Annotated in this window: 13 protein-coding genes; 7 read left to right on the forward strand and 6 right to left on the reverse strand. The window is 71.5% G+C overall.

Translation table 11 applies throughout. The features are described from left to right. Window positions 1-30: 30 nt before the first annotated feature. The 7 genes from AB0J10_RS17675 to AB0J10_RS17705 all read left to right on the forward strand — a co-directional run bounded on the left by AB0J10_RS17675 (window position 31) and on the right by AB0J10_RS17705 (window position 11,462). Window positions 31-1,596, forward strand: a complete 1,566-nt coding sequence (locus AB0J10_RS17675; protein WP_363062496.1) for an AMP-binding protein — start codon at window positions 31-33, stop codon at window positions 1,594-1,596. Between the two features lie 132 nt (window positions 1,597-1,728). After that, entirely contained in the window at window positions 1,729-3,708 is a 1,980-nt protein-coding gene (locus tag AB0J10_RS17680; RefSeq protein WP_363062498.1) for an FAD/NAD(P)-binding protein, read from the forward strand. A 149-nt stretch (window positions 3,709-3,857) separates the two neighbouring features. Next, the gene (pcaB, locus tag AB0J10_RS17685; protein WP_363062789.1) at window positions 3,858-5,225 is read left to right on the forward strand and encodes a 3-carboxy-cis,cis-muconate cycloisomerase; all 1,368 of its coding nucleotides are present in this window, start codon (window positions 3,858-3,860) and stop codon (window positions 5,223-5,225) included. 97 nt (window positions 5,226-5,322) lie between these two features. Beyond that, window positions 5,323-6,696, forward strand: coding sequence for a nitrate/nitrite transporter (locus AB0J10_RS17690; RefSeq protein WP_363062499.1), 1,374 nt, complete (start codon window positions 5,323-5,325; stop codon window positions 6,694-6,696). Window positions 6,697-6,715: 19 nt separating this feature from the next. Continuing rightward, window positions 6,716-8,800 carry a molybdopterin oxidoreductase family protein gene (locus AB0J10_RS17695; protein WP_363062791.1) on the forward strand — a complete coding sequence of 695 codons (2,085 nt, stop codon included), beginning with the start codon at window positions 6,716-6,718 and terminating at the stop codon, window positions 8,798-8,800. Further along, a complete protein-coding gene (locus tag AB0J10_RS17700; RefSeq protein WP_363062501.1) occupies window positions 8,797-10,251 on the forward strand; it encodes an FAD-dependent oxidoreductase in 1,455 nt (484 codons plus the stop codon). Before AB0J10_RS17695 ends, AB0J10_RS17700 begins: the two co-directional genes overlap by 4 nt. After that, window positions 10,248-11,462, forward strand: a complete 1,215-nt coding sequence (locus AB0J10_RS17705) for an FAD-dependent oxidoreductase (RefSeq protein ID WP_363062503.1) — start codon at window positions 10,248-10,250, stop codon at window positions 11,460-11,462. The genes AB0J10_RS17700 and AB0J10_RS17705 overlap by 4 nt, the downstream gene beginning before the upstream one ends. A 138-nt stretch (window positions 11,463-11,600) precedes the next feature. Here the strand turns inward: AB0J10_RS17705 and AB0J10_RS17710 are convergent, their stop codons facing one another. The 6 genes from AB0J10_RS17710 to AB0J10_RS17735 form a co-directional block, all read right to left on the reverse strand. Next, window positions 11,601-12,185 carry an NAD(P)H-dependent oxidoreductase gene (locus tag AB0J10_RS17710; RefSeq protein ID WP_363062505.1) on the reverse strand — a complete coding sequence of 195 codons (585 nt, stop codon included), beginning with the start codon at window positions 12,183-12,185 and terminating at the stop codon, window positions 11,601-11,603. 249 nt (window positions 12,186-12,434) lie between these two features. Then, a complete protein-coding gene (locus AB0J10_RS17715) occupies window positions 12,435-14,039 on the reverse strand; it encodes an AMP-binding protein (RefSeq protein ID WP_363062507.1) in 1,605 nt (534 codons plus the stop codon). A gap of 198 nt (window positions 14,040-14,237) precedes the next feature. Continuing rightward, window positions 14,238-14,885, reverse strand: a complete 648-nt coding sequence (locus AB0J10_RS17720) for an NAD(P)H-dependent oxidoreductase (RefSeq protein ID WP_363062509.1) — start codon at window positions 14,883-14,885, stop codon at window positions 14,238-14,240. 134 nt (window positions 14,886-15,019) lie between these two features. Next, a complete protein-coding gene (locus tag AB0J10_RS17725; RefSeq protein ID WP_363062511.1) occupies window positions 15,020-15,397 on the reverse strand; it encodes a DUF4440 domain-containing protein in 378 nt (125 codons plus the stop codon). Window positions 15,398-15,583: 186 nt separating this feature from the next. After that, entirely contained in the window at window positions 15,584-16,393 is an 810-nt protein-coding gene (locus tag AB0J10_RS17730; RefSeq protein ID WP_363062513.1) for an arylamine N-acetyltransferase, read from the reverse strand. Between the two features lie 59 nt (window positions 16,394-16,452). Next, entirely contained in the window at window positions 16,453-17,079 is a 627-nt protein-coding gene (locus AB0J10_RS17735) for an NAD(P)H-dependent oxidoreductase (protein WP_363062793.1), read from the reverse strand. Window positions 17,080-17,111 lie beyond the last annotated feature (32 nt).

The following is a 17,111-nucleotide window of genomic DNA, read 5'->3' on the forward strand; positions in this document are numbered from 1 at the left end:
ATCCACAGTCATGGACGAGAGATCGGGTACATGTTTCTCCAGCGAATAGGAAGCAAGGGAATCCGCCTCGGCACGCTCTTCGAAAGAGCGGCGGCTCGGCACCCGGCGAACTTCGTGGTCCTCGACCACGACCTGGACATCGCCCCGCAGCTCGCACGCCGCTCCACGCTGACCGAACTGGCCGACCTGGTGGACGATTTCGCGTCCCGGCTGTGGGCCGTCCAGGTCCGTCCAGGCGACCACGTCGTGGTGCACAAGAGCGACAACTTCGACATCTCCCTGCTGGCCTGCGCCATCGCGCGGACCGGTGCCATCCCGGTGCTGCTGTCCCCCAAGCTCGACGGCGCCACCGTGGCCGAGTTGCTGCGCCGGGTCGGGCAGCCGTTCCTCGTCACCGACCAGGACAAGCTCGACCACGATCTGCCGACCGAGGTCTTCGAGCTCTCCCGCACGGTGCTGCTGGCCGGCGGTGAGCACGAGGGCGCCACCGCCCTCGCCTCGCTCGCCGGGGTGGAGCGGGTGCCCGCGGTCGCGATGCCCGTCGACCACCCGACCCTGATCACGCACACCTCCGGCACCACCGGTACACCGAAGCTGGCCGTGCACACCGGTCTCAGCTTCCAGGCCCGCTACCGGCCGCAGGCGGCCGTGGTGGCCACGGCGGTGGCGAAACGCGAACCGATCGCCGTGCACGTGTCGTTCGTGCACTCGCGGATGTTCACCGCGATGCCGATCTCGATCCTTCAGGGACACCCGCTGATCATCCTGCGGGACGACGACCCGGCGACCGTCGGCGAGCTGTTCAGCCAGGTGCCGCCCGGCTTCATCGAGGCCCACCCCAACACGTTCCTGCGCTGGGAGGTTCTCGCCGACGACCCCCGCGGTCCGCTCGCAAACGTCAAGTACTTCTCCAGCACCTTCGACGCGATCCACCCGCGCACCGTCCACCGCCTGCTGCAGGCCTCCCGCCGGAAGGGCCGCCGGTTCGCCCAGGCGTACGGTCAGAGCGAAGTAGGCCCGATCGCGGCCAGGACCTACTCCCTCAAGGACGGCGCCGACTTCAACGGCCGCTGTGTCGGGGTGCCCTTCCCCGGCATGACCGGGGTACGAGTGGTCAGCCGCGACGGCAATCCGCCCAGCAAGGAGAACCCCGGATTCATCGAGGTCAGGAGCGACGGCCGGATCGTCACCTACCTCGGCGAGCACGAGCGCTGGCAGAAGCAGGTGAACGACGGCTGGTGGCGCATGGGCGACGTCGGATACCGCACCAAGCTGGGCTGTCTGCACCTGCTGGACCGTGAGGTCGACGAGATCCCCGGAGTGCAGTCGACCCTCGAGATCGAGGACAAACTGTTCACCCGGCTGCCCGAGCTCATCGAGGTCATCATCGTGCCCGGTGCGGACAACCGCCCGGTGCCGGTGGTGTGCACCCGCGAGAACCAGCCGCTCGACCCGATCGCATGGAAGACGGCGGTCGTCGACCTCCCGGCGCTCGCCGAGCCCGTGCAGTGGCGTCTGGAGGACCTGCCCCAGACGGCCACCACCAAGATCAAGCGTCTTGAGCTGGCCAGGCTTCTGACGGCCGGCGCGGCATAGGACAACCGCTCCCCCGTGCCTCCTGCTCGCAGCCGCGGCCGGTGCCCAGCGCACCGGCCGCCGCTCGGCGGCGTCCCGCAGCAGTGACCTGAAGCAGTGACTCGTAGCAGTGCCCCGAAACGGAGCCTTTTCATGAACGGAACCCGCCTCGAAGTCTGCATCGTCGGAGCCGGGCCGCGCGGTCTGTCGGTCCTGGAACGGCTGCTGGCCAACGAGCGCCACCGGCCGACGCACCGGACCGTCACCATCCACGTCGTCGACCCCTCGGCCCCGGGGGCCGGCAACGTCTGGCGCCCCGAGCAGTCCCAGCATCTGCTGATGAACACGGTCGCGTCCCAGATCACCGTGTTCACCGACGACAGTGCCACCATCGACGGGCCCGTCGAGCCGGGTCCGAGCCTGTACGAGTGGGCCAAGAGCCTGGCCCTGCTCGGCGATCCGGCGGACCACGACGCCGAGGTGCTCGCCGAGGCGGAGCGCCTCGGCCCCGACGCCTACCCCACCCGCGCGTTCTACGGCCGCTATCTGCACGACTGCTTCCAGCGAGTGGTGGCGAACGCCCCCGCCCACACGGAGGTCAGGGTCCACCGCTCGCGCGCGGTCGCCATGGCCGACACCCACGGCGTGCCGGGCGGTCCGCAGGGCATACGCCTGGAGGACGGCACCCGGCTGAACGAGCTGGACGCCATCGTGATGGCCCAGGGCCATGTGCCGGCCAGGCTCTCGGCCCGCGAGGCACGCACCGCGAGCCTGGCCCGGATCCACCACCTCACCTACATCACCCCCGCCAATCCGGCGGATCTGCCGCTCGACGGCATCGGGCCCGGCGAGAACGTGCTGCTGCGCGGACTCGGCCTCAACTTCTTCGACCACATGGCCCTGTTCACCCTGGGCCGCGGAGGCACCTTCGAACGCGTGGACGGCCGTCTGGTGTACCGGGCCTCGGGCAAGGAGCCGCGCCTGTTCGCGTTCTCGCGCCGGGGTGTGCCCTACCACGCCCGGGGCGAGAACCAGAAGGGCGCCACCGGTCGCTACTTCCCGCGGTTGCTCACACCCGAGTACATCGCCGAACTGCGTGAGCGCGCGGCGGACGGCATCCCGGTCAACTTCACCGTCGACCTGTGGCCGTTGATCTCCCGCGAGGTGCAGAGCGTCTACTACGGAGCGCTCCTCACCACCCGCGGGATGGGTCGGCTGCGCGAGAGTTTCACCGAGCGGTTCCTTTCCCTGGCCCCGGACGCGGACGCCAGGGCCCTGCTCGCCGAGTACGGCCTGGGCGTGGACGACCAGTGGGACTGGAAGAAGCTCTCGCGGCCCTACGGAGAGCGGCGGTTCGCGGACCGCGACGACTTCACCGACTGGCTGCTCCGGTATCTGCGGCTCGATGTCGAGCACTCCCGGGCGGGCAATGTCTCAGGACCGGTGAAGGCCGCCCTCGACGTACTGCGCGATCTGCGCAACGAGATCCGGCTCGCCGTCGACCACGGAGGACTGGAGGGCAACTCGCACCGGGACGACCTGGAGGGCTGGTACACACCGCTCAACGCCTTCCTGTCGATCGGCCCGCCGGCCTCCCGGATCGAGGAGATGATCGCACTTGTCGAGGCGGGCTTGCTCACCGTGACGGGACCCGGCACCCAGGTCCGCATCGACACCACCGCCCAGGTGTACGTGGCCCACTCCACCGTGGTGCCGGGCGAGCCGATCCGTGCCACCACTCTGATCGAGGCGCGGCTGCCCGAGCCCGACCTGCGCCGCACCGACGACCCGCTGCTCCGCCACCTGCTCGACACCGACCAGGCGACTCCGTTCCGCATCAAGGGCGAGGCAGGCACCGAGTACGAGACCGGAGGTCTCGCCGTGACCGAACGACCCTACCGGCTGCTCGACGGCAAGGGCCATGCCCACCCGAGGCGGTTCGCCTACGGTGTGCCCACCGAGTCGGTGCACTGGGTGACGGCTGCCGGTATCCGGCCGGGGGTGGACTCCGTGACCATCGGCGACTCGGACGCCATCGCGCGGACCGTCCTGAGCCTTCCCCCGGCTGCCAGTGTCCCCAGCGCGGTACGGCCGATGGAGACCGACAGCGATCTGTTCGGGGTGATCGTGTGACCCGGCTCCCGACACCGGGGACCGCGCACGGGACGGACGGAGCACCTGCGGCCGGGGCGCGCGCCGCCACCCTCACCGGACGGCCATCGGCCGCCGTCCGCCCCTCGCCGGGCCGGACGGCGGCCCGGGAGGCACTCGTCGACGCCGGGCTGCTGTCCCCGGTCCGGGCCGGCACCCCGGTGGAAGCCGCCGTCAGCGACACGGCGTGGCTGCAGGCCATGCTGGACGCCGAGGCCGCTCTCGCCCGGGCGCAGGCCCGGCTCGGCACGCTGCCGCAGCGGGCCGCCGACGCCATCACGGCGGCGGCCCGCGCCGACCGGCTCGATCTGCGGGCCCTGGCGCTCGCCGCCCGGGAAACCGCGAATCCGGTGGTCGGGCTGGTGCAGGCCCTGACCTCGCTGGTGACGGCCGACGACCCGGCGGCCGCCGAGTATGTGCACCGCGGCTCGACCAGCCAGGACATCCTCGACACCGGCGCGATGCTGGTCGCCGACCGGGCGCTGGGGATCATCCGTGCCGACCTGCGGTCGGCGGCCGCCTCGTTGGGCACGCTCGCCGCGGAGCACCGGGACACCCCGGCGGTGAGCCGCACGCTCGGGCTGCACGCCGTGCCCACCACCTTCGGCCTGCGTGCGGTGAGCTGGCGCCAGTTGGTGCTGGACGCGGAGCGACGCCTGGGCCAGGTGCAGTCGGACGGACTGCCCGTCGCCCTCGGCGGGGCGGCCGGCACGCTCGCCGGCTATCTGGAGTACGCGACGATCGGCGCGGGAGGACTCAGGCCCGAGCCCGGCGCGTATCTGGACCGTCTGGTCGACGCGTTCGCCACGGAGACGGGGCTGACCCCTCCGGTGCTGCCCTGGCACGCGCTGCGCACGCCGATGGCCGATCTGGCGGCCGCGCTCGGCTTCACGGCCGGGGCGCTGGGCAAGATCGCCGTCGATGTGCAGTCGCTGGCCAGGACCGAGGTCGGGGAGGTGGCCGAGCCCGGTGGGGCGGGGCGGGGCGGCTCGTCCGCGATGCCGCACAAGCGCAACCCGGTGCTGGCCACACTGCTGCGCAGCGCGGCGCTCCAAGTGCCCGTTCTCGCGGCCGGCTTGACGCAGTGCCTGGTCTCCGAGGACGAGCGCTCCGCGGGTGCCTGGCACGCCGAGTGGCAGTTGCTGCGGGAGTGTCTGCGGCTGACGGGCGGGGCCGCCCACACGGCCGTGGAGCTCACCGCGGGCCTGGAGGTACGGCCCCGGCGCATGCGCGAGAACCTCGGCCTGACCGGCAGCCAGGTGGTCTCGGAGCGGATCGCGGCCGTACTCGCCCCGCTGGTCGGCAAGGCGCCGGCCAAGCGGCTCCTGACCGATGCCACCGCGACGGCCACCCGCACCGACCGACCGCTGGCCGAGGTGCTCCGGGCGCTGCCGAACCTGCCGGAGGGCATCACCGGCGACGCACTCGCCGCGCTGTGCGATCCGGCCGGGTACACCGGCGCAGCCTCCGCCCTGGTGGACCGCGCCCTGCGCGCATGACCCCCTCCGTCCCGCCCCGGGCCGTCGGCACGCACGGGGGGCGGACTCCCGAACCGTGGAACGACGCGTGGAAGCCGCGTGGAAAGCTGAGGAGAAGATGACCACCGGACGAGTCTCCGGACGCTGGATCGAGGACTGGGATCCGGAGAACGAGGAAGCGTGGGAGCGCACCGGCAAGCGGATCGCCCGCCGAAATCTGGTGCTCTCCGTTCTCTCCGAGCACATCGGCTTCTCGGTATGGAGCATGTGGTCGGTCCTGGTGCTGTTCCTGTCGGACGAGATCGGCCTCGGTTTCGCCGCCGACGAGAAGTTCCTGCTCGTGATCGTCCCGGTGCTGGTCGGCGCGCTGCTCCGGCTGCCGTACAGCTATGCGGTGACCCGTTTCGGCGGTCGCAACTGGACGGTGTTCTCCACGGCCGTGCTCCTGGTGCCCGCGTCGCTCACGGCGTTCTTCGTGCAGCGCCCCGGCACCCCGTTGTGGATCTTCCTGCTGATCGGCGCGAGCGCCGGTCTCGGCGGCGGCAACTTCGCCTCGTCGATGCGCAACATCACGGCCTTCTACCCGCAGCGGCACCAGGGCTGGGCCCTCGGCCTCAACGCGGGCGCCGGCAACCTCGGGGTCGCGGTGGTGCAGGTGCTCGGCCTGCTGGTGATCTCCACGGTCGGAGACACCCACCCCGCGTACGTCGCCGGTTTCTATCTGCCGCTGATCGTCCTGGCATCACTGCTCGCGGCCCTGCGGATGGACAACGTCGCGATGGTACGCACGGAGCGCGGCGCGCAGCGGGAGGCGGCCCGCGACCTCCACACCTGGTGGATCTCCCTGCTCTACGTGGGCACCTTCGGTTCGTTCATCGGGTTCGGCTTCGCCTTCGGGCTGGTCCTGCAGTCCCAGTTCGGGTCCACTCCGCTGGAGGCCGCCTCGTTCACCTTCCTCGGTCCGCTGCTGGGCTCGGTGACGCGTCCGCTCGGCGGCCGCCTCGCCGACCGGTGCGGTGGCGCCAGGGTCACCCTGTGGAGCTTCGCCGGCATGGCCGCGAGCATCGCGGCACTCCTCTGGGCGACCCACGCGTCCTCGTTCCCGCTGTTCGTGGCCGGGTTCAGCGTCCTGTTCGTGATGAGCGGCGTCGGCAACGGCTCGACGTACAAGATGATCCCCACGGTGTTCGCCCGCCAGGCGGAGGATGCGGTCACCTCGGGCCGGGACGCCGCCGAGGCTTTCGCGCGGGCCCGCCGGCTCTCCGGTGCGGTGCTCGGCATCGCCGGGGCGGTGGGCGCGCTCGGCGGGGTCGCCATCAACCTGGCGTTCCGGTCCGCCTACGGCTCCCTCGGCACCGGTGAGCCCGCGTTCTACGCCTTCCTCGCCTTCTACGCGGTGTGCGCGGTACTGCTGCGGACCGTGTATCTCCGGGACGGCCGGACCCAGCCGCCGGCCGTCGCGCCGCGCAAGGAGGCCTTCCGTGTCCACTGAGGAATCCACTCCGACGGCGATGACCCACTGCCCCTACTGCGCGCTGCAGTGCGCCACACTGCTCTCCGGCGCCGACGCGCCCTCGGCGACCGTACGCCCGGACCCCGCCTTCCCCGTCAACCGGGGCGGGTTGTGCCAGAAAGGCTGGACCGCACCCGAGGTGCTGCGGGCCCCCGACCGGCTGCGCACCCCGATGGTGCGGGGCCCGGACGGCGAGCTGACGCCGACGGACTGGGACGCCGCCCTCGACCTGGTGGCCGACCGCCTGCGCGAGCTGCGCGCCCGGCACGGCGCCGACGCGGTCGGTGTGTTCGGCAGCGGCGGTCTGACCAACGAGAAGGCGTACGCACTCGGCAAGTTCGCCAGAGTGGCCCTCGCCACCAGCCAGATCGACTACAACGGCCGCTTCTGCATGTCCTCGGCGGCCGCGGCGGCGAACGCGGCCTTCGGCCTCGACCGTGGACTGCCCTTTCCCGTCACCGACCTGGGCGAGGCGGACGTCGTCCTGCTCGCAGGGTCCAATCCGGCCGAGACCATGCCACCGCTGATGCGCCATCTGGAACGGCCGCAGCTGATCGTGATCGACCCGCGGACCACCCGTACCGCCGAACGCGCCGCGCTGCACCTGCGACCCGTGCCCGGCACCGATCTCGCCCTGGCCCTGGGCCTGCTGCACCTCGCGGTCACCGAGGGGCTCCTGGACAAGCAGTACGTCGAGGAGCGGACCACCGGCTTCGAGGATGCCTGGCAGCAGGCGGTGGCGTGGTGGCCGGAACGGGTCGAGCGGATCACCGGGGTGCCCGTCACGGACCAGCGCGAGGCGGTTCGGCTGCTGGCCGGGGCGCCGCGGGCGTACGTACTGACCGGGCGCGGCGCCGAGCAGCACAGCAAGGGCTCCGACACAGCCGCGGCCTTCGTCAACCTGGCGCTCGCGCTCGGCCTTCCGGGCCGGATCGGCAGCGGCTACGGCACCCTCACCGGCCAGGGCAACGGGCAGGGTGGCCGTGAGCACGGCCAGAAGGCAGATCAGCTGCCCGGCTACCGCATGATCACCGATCCTGACGCGCGGGCCCATGTGGCAGGGGTCTGGGGGGTGGACGCCGACGCACTGCCGGGCCCGGGGCGCAGCGCCTACGAACTCCTCGACGCGCTCGGCACCGCGCAAGGGCCCCGGGCGCTCCTGGTGTTCGGGTCCAATCCCGTGGTCTCCGCGCCCCGCGCCGCGCACGTCGCGGACCGGCTCTCCGCCCTCGATCTGCTGGTGGTCGCCGACTTCGTGCCCTCCGAGACCGCAGCGCTCGCCGATGTGGTGCTGCCGGTCGCGCAGTGGGCCGAGGAGGAAGGGACGATGACCAATCTGGAGGGCCGGGTGCTGCGCCGCCGTCGCCTGCTCACCCCCCCTCCCGGGGTACGGACCGACCTGGAGGTGCTGCAGGGCCTCGCCGTGCGTCTGGGCCAGCCCGCGCATCGGTTCCCCACCGCGCCCCGTGAGGTCTTCGCCGAGCTGCGCCGCGCCTCGGCCGGCGGCCGGGCCGACTACTCCGGCATCAGCTACGACCGGCTGGACGCGGGCGAGGTCCTGCACTGGCCGTGCCCGGCGGGCGACGTCGTGCACCCGGGTACGCCGCGGCTCTTTCTCGACCGCTTCGCGCATCCGGACGGGCGAGCACGGTTCGCGTCGGTGGACCACCGGCCCTCCGCAGCCGTCCCGGACGCCACGTTCCCACTGCTCGCGACGACCGGCAGGCTGCTCGCCCACTACCAGTCGGGCGCGCAGACCCGGCGCGTCCCCGCCCTGCTCGCCGCCGCGCCCGGCCCCTTCGTCGAGGTGCACCCCGACACCGCGCTCCGGTACGGGCTCGCCGACGGCGAGCCGGCCGTGGTGCGTTCGGCGTACGGCAGCGTCGAGGCGCGGGTGCGGCTGTCCCGGGCGCTGCGCGCCGACACGGTCTTCCTGCCCTTCCACTTTCCAGGGCCGGGCACCGCCAATCTGCTCACCGGTGCCGCGCTCGACCCCCTCAGCAGGATGCCGGAGTTCAAGGTGACCGCGGTCGCCGTCATGCCCTCGGCCGGCGCAGTCCCCATCGGAGGTGAGGCGCCGTGAGCACCATCGTCGTCGCGGGAAACGGCCCGGCCGCCCACCGTCTCGCCCGGCAGCTGCGCCGGCGTGGCCACCGAGGTGCCCTGACCCTGGTGGGCGCCGAGCCGGCACCGGCGTACAACCGTGCGCTGCTCGGCTCGGTCCTCGACGGAGCCCTGCGGCCGCGGCAGTTGACGCTGCCGGCCCTGCCGGACGACGTGCGGGTGCTCACGGGCACCCGGATCACCTCGGTCGACCGCGCGCACAGGGTGGCGCACACCGACGACGGCTGCCGCCTCCCCTACGACACCCTGGTGCTGGCCACCGGTGCCCGCCCCCGCATCCCGGAGGTGCCCGGAGTGCGCACCGTGTCCGGTGCCCTGTCCGAAGGGGTGCGCACGGTCCGCACCGCGGCCGACTGCGGTCCCGCCGTGGAAGGTCCCGTTGTGGTGCTGGGTGGCGGGGTGCTCGGCGTCGAAACGGCCCTGGCGCTGCGCCGCGCCGGCCACGAGACGGCTCTGGTGCATCCGTCCGCACACCCCATGGACGACCATCTCGACGCCACGGCCGGCGCCATGCTGACCGAGCGGCTGACCTCGCGTGGTGTCCTCGTCCACCTGGGCCGCAGCGCTGTGCAGTACCTCCCCGGCAAACTGCTGCTCGACGACGGGCAGGTCCTCGGGGCGTCGACCCTGCTGCTGTGCACCGGCACCACCCCCGACACCGAACTGGCCGCGTCCTGCGGGCTGGCGGTCCGCGAGGGCGTCCTGGTGGACGGGCTTCTGCGGACCGACGACCCGTTCGTCCACGCGATCGGCGACTGCGCGTCCTTCCCCGGAGCACCGCACGGCTCCCTCACGCACGCCTGGGAGCAGGCGGACGCCCTGGCCCGGATCCTCACCGAGAGCCCGTCCACCCCCTACCGCCCCGGCGGACGCTCGCTGCGGCTGCGCAGCCCCGGCACGGACGTCCTGGTTCTCGGCCGCCCCGGGGACGACGCGGACGGGACGGTGCCCTTCGACGAGACGGTGTCCTTCGTGGACCGGGCGGGCGGCCGCTACGCCCGGCTGGTCCTGCGCGGCGGCCGGGTCGGCCACGGGGTACTACTGGGCCTCTCCCCCGCCGTCGCTGCCGTGAGCCGGCTCTACGACGGCGACGTTCCGCTGCCGCCCGACCGGTTGGCGCTGCTGCTCGGCAGGGACGACGGGTACGCCGACGAGGCCGAGCCGCCGGACCACCTCGTGGTCTGCCACTGCAACAACGTCACCAGGAAGGACCTCACCAACGCGTTTCACCAGGGGGCACACGATGTCGCCGCACTCGCCGGCGCCACCCGCGCGACCACGGGCTGCGGAAGCTGCGCCTCGGTGGTCCGCGCGCTGTGCGCGACCCTCGGCAGGCGCGCCGACGACCGGAGCCGCTCCGGTGAGGAGAGCCGCGTGGATGACGAGAGACAAGGGAGCACACCCCCATGACCCGCACGCTCGTTGTCGTCGGTCACGGAATGGCCGGGCATCGACTCGCCGAGGAGATGCTGAGGGACCCCGCGCAGGAACGCTGGCGGATCGTGGTGCTCGGCGAGGAGCCGCGGCCTGCGTACGACCGGGTCGCGCTCTCCTCCCTGCTGGGTGGGCGCACCGCTGAGCAGCTCCGTCTTGCCACACCCGGGTTCCTCGGCGACCCGCGGCTCGAGCTGCGCCTGGGCACGACCGTGACCGGTGTCGACCGGCGGGCGCGCACCGTCGGCTGTGCGGACGGGTCGCGGGTCGGATACGACGCGCTGGTCCTGGCCACCGGTTCGCGGCCGTTCGTGCCGCCCGTGCCCGGACACGACCTGCCGGGGTGCTTCGTGTACCGGACGGTGGAGGACATCGAAGCCATCCGCGCCGCGGCCGTCCCCGGCCGTCCCGCCGTGGTGGTCGGTGGCGGTCTGCTCGGCCTGGAGGCCGTGGGCGGTCTTCGGCTGCTCGGGATGCGGACCCATGTCGTGGAACTGGCGCCCTGGCTGATGTCCCAGCAGATCGACGCCGGCGGCGGCCGGGTCCTCGCCCGGCTGATCGGGCGGCTCGGGGTACGGGTGCACTGCGGCCGGACCCTGCGCACGGTCGAACCGGGGCCGAACGGGCGGGTGCGCGGGGTGGCCCTCGACGACGGCACATTCCTGGACAGTCCGCTCGTGGTCTTCTCCGCAGGTGTTCGGCCCCGGGACGACCTCGCCGCCCCCCTCGGTCTCGCACGGGGCGAGCGTGGCGGCTTCCTGGTGGACGAACACTGCCGCACCGCGGACGAACGCATCTGGGCGATCGGCGAGTGCGCCGCGGTGGCCGGGCGCTGCATCGGCCTGGCCGCCCCCGGCTACCGGATGGCCGAGAGTGTCGCACGCCGGCTGCTCGACGGGGCGGGCCCCGCCTTCACCGGCGCCGACACCTCGGCCAGGCTGAAACTGCCGGGAGTGGACGTCGCCGGGTTCGGTGACGCCCATGCCCGTTCCGAGGGGGCGCTGGAGTTCATCCGGGACGACCACGGCACGGGCAGCTACGCCAAGGTGGTCCTCGCAGCGGACGGCCGTACCCTGCTCGGCGGTGTCCTCGCGGGAGACGCCCGCGCCTACCCGGCGCTACGGGCCCTGCTCGGCAGGGAACTTCCGATGGCACCGGAGCGGTTGCTCACCGAGGCACATCGCTGACGCGGGACACGCCGAACGACAGGACCGGCAAACATGAGCGGCCTGCCGGGCGCCCTGGAGAGAAGGGGCGCCCGGCAGGCTCTGCCGGGTCCACGCGTCCGGGGGGACAGGGAGGGCGGACCCGCGTTCCGGGGGGCGTCAGCCGTCGTAGGGACGGCGCGCCTTGGCCTCCTTGGTGGCCATCGCCCACCAGCCGAGCTTGTCCCACAGCACCTTCGCCGCCGCCTCGGCGTCGGTCGGGTCGATCAGCGCGCCGTTCTCGTCGAACTGCCCCCACGGGCCGTGGAAACTGACGGCGTCGCGCACCGGGACCGCGTGCAGCTCTGTGAAGATGTGCTTGAGCTGCTGGACCGCGCGCAGGCCGCCGGCCAGGCCTCCGTAGCCGACGAAACCGACCGGCTTCGCGTGCCACTCCATCTGTGTCCAGTCCGCGGCCACCTTCAGCGATGCCGGGAAGCTGTGGTTGTACTCCGGGGTCACGATGACGAAGCCGTCGGCCTCGGCGAGCCGCGCGGAGAACGCGCGGTGCATTTCGGCGACCTCGGGGGTCGGCTCGTCGGTGAGAGCGGTCGGCAGCGGGAAGTCCGCCAGGTCGATCAGGTCGGTCTCGATGTCGTCACGCTGGGCGGCGGTACTGATGAACCAGTTGGCGATCGTCGGGCCGAAGCGCCCCTTTCGGACGCTCGCCAGGATCACGGCCACGCGGATACGCTCGCTCGACATTCCAGTCCCCATTCACAGCTCCACAGCGGATCATTTGCTTGACCACCAGTGAAACAAACCCGCATGCGGGTTTTCAATCGGCATCGAAGATTTCGATGGGCCGGCAGGTCCGGACCTGCGGACCACGCGGCGCAGGCCCGCCGGGGGCCGGATGCGCCCTCGCGGTGCGAAGCGCGTCCGACCCCCGGCGGGCCTGCGACCGGTGCTCGCCGGTTGCCCTCCGTTGCTAGCGGGAGGCCTGCGGCGTCGCTAGCGGGAGGCCTGCGGCTCCCGCACGGCGTCCCGCTCCGCCTTGATGGACTCGGCCAGCAGACGGGCCAGTTCGAGCCGCTTGATCTTCGCGGTCGCGGTGCGCGGCAACTCGGCGAGGGTGCGCTGCAGCGGCTGGGCCAGCGGCGGCTGGTCGGCGACGGCCGCGGCCCAGCGGGCCGGGTCGAGAGGCTTGTCGTCACGGGTGCAGACGACCGGGATGGCCTCCTGGTCCGGCCCGGGCACGATGACCAGCTCCGTCAGCTCCTCCAGCCTGTGCAGCACCGCGTCCTCGATCTCGAGCGTGGAGTCGATGCCCGGGATGACGTCGACCTCGCGGTCCAGCAGGTGCAGACAGCCCCACTTGGTGCGGTATCCGACGTCGCCCCCGCGCCACCACTCGCCGATGACCTGCTTGTCGAAGCGTTCCTGCTCGCCGAAGTACGTCAGCGCACGGCCCGCCGTGGAGACGTCGATGTAGCCGGGAGTCTCCTTGGTCGGCGGCTTCCCGTCCCGGCTCACCAGCCGGTACTTGGTCATGCCGGGTGTCGGATAGCCCTGGCAGCGGCCGTCGGCCTTGAGGGCGTTCCGGCGGCGGTAGGTACGGGCCGCGAGCGGACCGCACTCGCTCTGTCCGTACACCTGCAGGAAGACGGGGTGGTCGCGGTCGGTCGCGTGCAGGAACTTGTGCATGGTGCTGGGGTGGATCGCGTCGAAGGTGCTGTTGAAGTACTTGACGTTGGAGATGGGCCGGCGCGGGTCGTCCAGCATCGCCTCCCACTCGAGGAACGAGTTGGGGTGGGTCTCCAGAACGCCTGGCCGGTGCTTGACGAGGACATCGGCCACGTGCGCCGGAGAGGCGTCGTTCATGAACACCATGGGCATGCCGCGCAACTGCAGTACGGCCAGACCGAGATACATCCGCGAGTGCACGTAGGACACGTGCATGGCGACGGTCTCGCGCTTGCGGATCAACCGGACGACCTTGTTCTGCCAGTTTCCACGGGCGCCGAGCGAACGCGCCGAGTGGACCACCAGCTTCGGGATGCCCGTGGTGCCGGAGGTGTGCGTCATCAGTGCCGGCTGGTCCGGGGCGAGCAGCACCGGCCGGCGCTCCGGCGCCCCGGCGAAGTCGGCGAGCGGGACGGCGCCGGGGTACGACCCCACAGCCGTGACGACCCGGGCCGTCAGCTCCGCGAGCGGCGAGTCGGCCAGCTCACCCGTCAGCTTGGCCTCGTCGGTGAGGAGCGTCGCGCCCTGGAGCCGCTGCAGGAGCTGGTCGATGGTGGCGCCGTCCAGGTGGGGCGAGAGCATCACCGGCACCGCGCCGATCCGGGCCACGGCGCAGGCGAGGACGGTGATGTCGAAGTTGGAGGTCTTGTAGATGGCGACATGCTCGCTGGGCCGCACCCCCGCGGCCCAGAGCCGGTTGGCGGTCTCCGCGACATGGCCGGCGAACTCCCTGACGGTCAGCTTGCGGCCGGCCTCGGGGAAGGCCTCCATGTCGTGGTCAAGGGTGATCGGGGTATTGCCGTGCTTTACGGCGGCACGGTCGGACATCACCCCGAGGTACAGGAACTTCTTGCTCTGCGGAACCTTGAACATCAGGATTTCTTCCCCATCTTGAAGTCGACTCGCGAACTCAGGCATCTCTCCACATAAATTGCCACGACGCGCAGGCACGAAGAAGGCGTGACCGGATAATGCGTCAGCTCGGTCCGAACGGCCGAAAGGGTACGCAGGAGAAAGGCCGGACCGCCGCGGCGCGGTCCGGCCTTCCCGGAATGGTGCGAGGAGGCGCCTTCACGCCTTGCGCAGGCCCGTCCGCAGGGCCTCGGCCACCTCGAGGGTGCGCACGGTCTGGTAGCCGACGGCAGCCAGGTTGTCGTCCGTGACGTTCTGCGCCAGGTGCCCCGGAATGGCCTGCAGTCCGGAGGTGGCGCTCACGCCGTAGGGGTTGCCGTTGCTCGGCGTCAACAGGATGTCGTCGGTCACGCCGGGCGGCACGATGATCGCGCCCCAGTGGTAGAAGACGTTGCTGAGGGACAGGACGGTGGACTCCTGGCCGCCGTGCGGGGTACCCGTCGACGTGAACACGGACATCGCCTTGTTCATCAGTCCGCGCCGGGCGTGCAGCTCGAAGGTCTGGTCGATGAAGTGCTTGAGCGGTCCGGCGAGCAGGCCGTACCGGCCCGGGGTGCCCCAGACGACAGCGTCGGCCCAGTCCAGGTCGTCGATGGTGGCCACCTCGACGTCCCGGCTCGAACTGACGTGCTCGGCGTTCGCCTGGGACCATTCCTTGTAGTTGGGCGCGAGCGGCTCATCGGTGATCTCGGCGACCCGGCGAAGGCGCACCTCGGCGCCGGCTTTGTCGGCCGCCTCCGCCGCGGCGACGGCCATCCTGTGAATATTGCCGGTGGCCGAGTAGTAAACGATGGCGACCTTGGTCATGAGCGCAGTGCTCCTTTGCTGGGGTGCGCGCGCCGAAGCCGGCGGCGAACTCAATTCCTGCTGGCTACTGTATCGACGACATATCCTGTCGTGGACAGCGGCACCCGTCAGGAGAATGCGAATAATCCGTCAAGTCAGCCGTGCTCGACGCCGGGCGGGTTGTCGATGACATAGCGCCAGAGCCCGTCGGAGCCGCGCCGCGCCACATCGGTGGCCGTACCCTCGATGTGCACCTGCTCACCGTCCGGATTGGTGCCGTCGATGACGAAGTCGCCTATCACCAGGGCGATGTCGTCGTAGACGTACGTGTGCCGGACCGAGATGTCTATGGGGACGCCGAGGCTCAGAAAGCTGCTGGTGGCCTGGCGGCGTCCATCGCCGGTCACGACGACGCCGGGGGTGAGCACGCGGACCGCGTCGGGCTCGAAGAGCCGGTCGATCGCGTTCAGATCCTTGGCGTTGAAGGCCTCCACGAAGACTTCGGGCAGTTGTGACGGATCACTGACGGCCATTCTCGCTCCTGTGTGAAGAGATCGGTCGGAGGACGGCAGAGCGCCCTTCCGTCCCCGTCGCTGCGCAGGGCGGGGCCGGAGTCAGGCTTCGCGGTGCGTGCGGTTGCTCCGTCGTGCGGTGGGTGGGTGGTTCTGCTGCTGTTTCGTGCGGTGGATCGCCGAGCCGCAGACCGGTCGAGCGGGGCGTCAGTCGAGTTGGACGCCGGTGCTGCCCTCCGGCAGTACCGGCGGAGTGGGCAACCGGTCGAGACGGAAGCCGAAGTACTTCTCGTACGCGGCCAGGACGGCGGCGTCGTCCGTCAGCACCTGCCGCGTGCGCTCGCCCCCCTCGGTGCGCGTGAGCACATTGCCCTTGAGTGTGACGCGGCCCTCGCTCGTGGGCAGCGAGCAGAACAGGTCCTGGCGGAAGGGGGAACCCGGGAAGGTCCGGAACCACCACAGCGTGGGGCCGAAGTCCTCGATCCGGCACGGCCTGGGGTCCACCAGGTACAGCGGTGTTCCGTCCAGGGTGAGCTCAAGTCCACCGCCCGTCTCGGTCAGCTCGTAGCTGCCGTGCGGATCCTGCTGCGGCCCGGCGACGCCGATCCGCAGCGGCCGCCGGCTGTTGCGCCGGAACCCGGCGTCGACGAGCCAGGAGGAGCCGTCGGGCAGATCGACCCGGAGCACCAGATGGCCCTGGCGCGAGCCGAGACCGTCGGGCCGGTGGACCTGCGCGGGCAGGATGCTCACGGTGTAGCCCAGGGCTTCGAGGAGGAGCCCGAGCGCCGGGTTGATCTCGTAGCAGCCACCGCCACGGCGCAGGTGCACGATCTTGTCCAGGACCCGTTCGTCCATGACGATGTCCGTGCCCTGGTCGATGTGGTAGTCCAGGTTCTCGAACGGCACCGAGAGGACATGGCGTTCCTGCAGCCGCCGAAGCGCCGCCAGATCGGCCCGCTCGGGACGCTCGGCCCCGATGCGCTCCAGATAGGCGTCCACCAAGCTCTCGCCGATCACGACGTCCTCACTTCCCGTGCTTCCCGTCCCATTTCCCGTCGCTCCTGCCGCGTCCGGCCTCAGCCGGCGGAGGGGACGGGGACGGACACGGTGGCGGCGGTGGTGAGCGCCGCGGCGACTTCGATCGTGCGGCGGGTCTGGTAGGCCATGGCGCCGACGTTCTCCTCGTGGATGAACCCGGGGCGGTTGCCCGCGACGGTGCCGGCGCCGTAGGGGTTGCCGTTGTTCTTCTCGTACAGGACGGCATCGGTGGAGCCGGTTGCCACGATGACCGAGCCCCAGTGGCAGATCGCGTTGTGCAGGGCGAGGATCGTGGTCACCTGGCCGCCGTGCTCGGCGGAGCCGGAGGCGAAGGCGGAGACGGCCTTGTTGAGCAGCTTCCCCGGGATGGAGAGCGACGAGGTGGTGTTGATGAACTGCATCAGCTGTGGCGCGGCCAGACCGAAGTGGACCGGCGAGCCGAGCAGGATGGCGTCCGCCCACTCAAGGTCGTCCAGGCCTGCCTCGGGTATGTCCGCGGTGGCTGCGGCGTGCTCCTCCGAGCCGGCCCGGCCGGTGGCGGCGAACTCCGCGACCCGGCGCAGGCGGACCTCGGCGCCCTCCTTGGCCGCCGCCTCGGCGGCGGCCACGGCGAGCCGGTGGGTCGAGCCGGTCGATGAGTAGTAGATGACGGCGACATTGGTCATGGCCATGGGCTCCTGAACATACGGAAGGTGCG

The organism is Streptomyces sp. NPDC049887 (assembly GCF_040656535.1).
Classification (GTDB): Bacteria; Actinomycetota; Actinomycetes; order Streptomycetales; family Streptomycetaceae; genus Streptomyces.